Raw genomic sequence first — 2,807 nt, 5'->3', positions numbered from 1 at the left:
TACGGATTGAGTGATTCAAGAACTTGGGAAGATAAAGCCAGATTGCCGAAAAACTGGAGCGAATGGCCGGAGAGAAATTAGAGATATGACCCACGAAATTTCTCACTGCGCCTAACGCCGCATTAAGTGGTGAGCAACGCAGACCACCGAACCTAAAGTATTGTGCCGTAAACAATAAAATTGAAGCAAAACCCAAATTGCCAAGCGTTGGGAATCCGTCTTAAATGCTTTGTTATAACGATGAGCTGACGCCTAAAATTGTCGCGACAAGGGCGAATACATATGGCATAAAGTAAGTAGAAAGGCTCGGCTCCTTTACAAAAATAACAGCCGTACACATAAAAATCATAAACCTGTCCGCAACAGACTCGATACTTCTACTTTCTGACTTTTGTTGTCCACTTTCTAACTTATATACATGGCAAAATGCAATTGACTTAGCCATACTATCACCAGAAACATATAGCCAATGCCTGTCTGGGTAATATGAATTCTCAAAGTTATCCGATAGGCTAAATTTTTTGACCATATACCGATAGCATATCTTTGATGAAATTTCAGAGCCTATCTCAGTGTAGTAGCCGTCTTTCCATGAACCCTTGTAATTTATCCAATAGCGGTAAGTAAACCATGCGAGTAAGCCCCACACAAAATATACAAGTACCTCAGGTTTGTTGAAATGGACATTTATGACCTGTAATCGAACATTATCATCGATGAGCTCACCACCGGCGAGAAAATAAAGCACTATAGATGTTGATAGAACTACCAGATTTCTTCTATCAGGGTTACTGTCAGATATTGCCAAGTTACCTCCTCGTTATAACGCCGCATTAAGGTGTGAGCAACGCTACCACCTAACCTAAACCATTGCGCCGTAAACACTAAACTGGCTTGAAGTGAAAGCGCCGAGCGTTGTGAATCACTCTTAAATGCTTTGTTATGCCTGTTCTTTTTTCTCAGCCGCCTTTGCGCTTGCAACGCCAACACCGGCACACGCAACGGCAACACCTAGAATTTTGAACCATGTAGGTTTTTCGGACAAAAGCGCTGTAGCCAAAGCTCCCGTTGCTCCCAGAGCTACCCCCGTTTTCACTTGTTTTGAGGTAATACCAAGTCCGAGAACAAAATTAATAAACTGCTCACAATTTCTATCGGTAACTGAGTATTTCCAAACATCAACTTGAGCACGAGCATTTTGAATAGCGAGTTCAACAGAAACAGGTAAGTTTATGTCTGCAAGGTATGTTTTTGCACCTTGAGTAACTACACCAACTTTTTCTTCTTTTACGGTACCCGTTCTTTCTGAAGCCGAAATTAGCATATAAAAGCCGTCAGAACACTTTTGGTCTGAAACCAATGCCCAATGCTGGTATGGGAATGGGCCCATACTAAAATTAGAAACTAGAACATCACCAGGTTTGATCGTTGAAAAATCCATTTTTACTTTTCCGTTAATATACACCTAGCTTAATATGAGGGTGTACATTTCTAATTCAAGAGCGATTAAGGCATAACGCCGCATTAAGGTGTGAGCAACGCTACCACCTAACCTAAACCATTGCGCCGTAAACACTAAACTGGCTTGAAGTGAAAGCGCCGAGCGTTGTGAATCACTCTTAAATGCTTTGTTATGCCTGTTCTTTTTTCTCAGCCGCCTTTGCGCTTGCAACGCCAACACCGGCACACGCAACGGCAACACCTAGAATTTTGAACCATGTAGGTTTTTCGGACAAAAGCGCTGTAGCCAAAGCTCCCGTTGCTCCCAGAGCTACCCCCGTTTTCACTTGTTTTGAGGTAATACCAAGTCCGAGAACAAAATTAATAAACTGCTCACAATTTCTATCGGTAACTGAGTATTTCCAAACATCAACTTGAGCACGAGCATTTTGAATAGCGAGTTCAACAGAAACAGGTAAGTTTATGTCTGCAAGGTATGTTTTTGCACCTTGAGTAACTACACCAACTTTTTCTTCTTTTACGGTACCCGTTCTTTCTGAAGCCGAAATTAGCATATAAAAGCCGTCAGAACACTTTTGGTCTGAAACCAATGCCCAATGCTGGTATGGGAATGGGCCCATACTAAAATTAGAAACTAGAACATCACCAGGTTTGATCGTTGAAAAATCCATTTTTACTTTTCCGTTAATATACACCTAGCTTAATATGAGGGTGTACATTTCTAATTCAAGAGCGATTAAGGCATAACGCCGCATTAAGTGGTGAGCAACGCCTGCCACCTAACCTAAACCATTGTGCCGTAAACACTTAAGTCGAATCAAACCGAAAATGCCAAGCGTTGGGAATCCGTCTTAAATGCCTTGTTAGCTGCCTACCATTAAGCTCGACCATTTTCCTCTAAATCTGCTTCACCATTCAAACCTGACTTTTATTTAACGTCATTCAGTTTAGCTTTCATTTCACTAACCTGAATTTCCAAGCGCTTCAATTTTCTTGCCTGATTTGCGTTCACCGAAATCAAGACAAACAGAGGAATAACGGCATAAAATGCGGGCGTGCCGTGGGTAAAATAAACAAATAATCCAAGAGCAGCTGGCAACAAAATTACTTCGTAGTCTTCCAAAAAAACCTTCATCGATTCACCATACCAATTTCAAATAAAATGTAAGCTATAATTTTGTTAAATATTAGTTCGTTTGATACTTGCAGCGTTTGGACAGCTAACGCTGCGTTAAGGTGTGACAAGCGCTTGCCATACTTGAGCGAAGCGAAACCGGCAAGCGTTTGGAATCACCCTTAAACGCTTTGTTAGGCAAATTTTCTTGCAACGACTATTTTCTCGATGG

General features: G+C 41.3%; 4 protein-coding genes. All 4 read right to left on the bottom strand.

The annotated features are described in order from the left end of the window. Nucleotides 1–232 precede the first annotated feature (232 nt). Nucleotides 233–808, bottom strand: a complete 576-nt coding sequence (locus L3V31_RS21880) for a hypothetical protein (RefSeq protein WP_237319324.1) — start codon at nt 806–808, stop codon at nt 233–235. A gap of 132 nt (nt 809–940) precedes the next feature. Beyond that, nucleotides 941–1,441 carry a lecithin retinol acyltransferase family protein gene (locus L3V31_RS21875; RefSeq protein ID WP_237319322.1) on the bottom strand — a complete coding sequence of 167 codons (501 nt, stop codon included), beginning with the start codon at nt 1,439–1,441 and terminating at the stop codon, nt 941–943. 190 nt (nt 1,442–1,631) lie between these two features. Beyond that, nucleotides 1,632–2,132, bottom strand: a complete 501-nt coding sequence (locus L3V31_RS21870) for a lecithin retinol acyltransferase family protein (RefSeq protein ID WP_237319322.1) — start codon at nt 2,130–2,132, stop codon at nt 1,632–1,634. A gap of 257 nt (nt 2,133–2,389) precedes the next feature. Further along, on the bottom strand, nt 2,390–2,584 hold the full coding sequence (locus tag L3V31_RS21865; protein ID WP_237319320.1) for a hypothetical protein: 195 nt from the start codon (nt 2,582–2,584) through the stop codon (nt 2,390–2,392). Nucleotides 2,585–2,807: the final 223 nt, after the last annotated feature.

This window comes from Vibrio sp. J1-1 (assembly GCF_021728395.1).
Taxonomy (GTDB): Bacteria; Pseudomonadota; Gammaproteobacteria; order Enterobacterales; family Vibrionaceae; genus Vibrio.
This window is presented reverse-complemented; position numbering and strand designations above follow the sequence as displayed.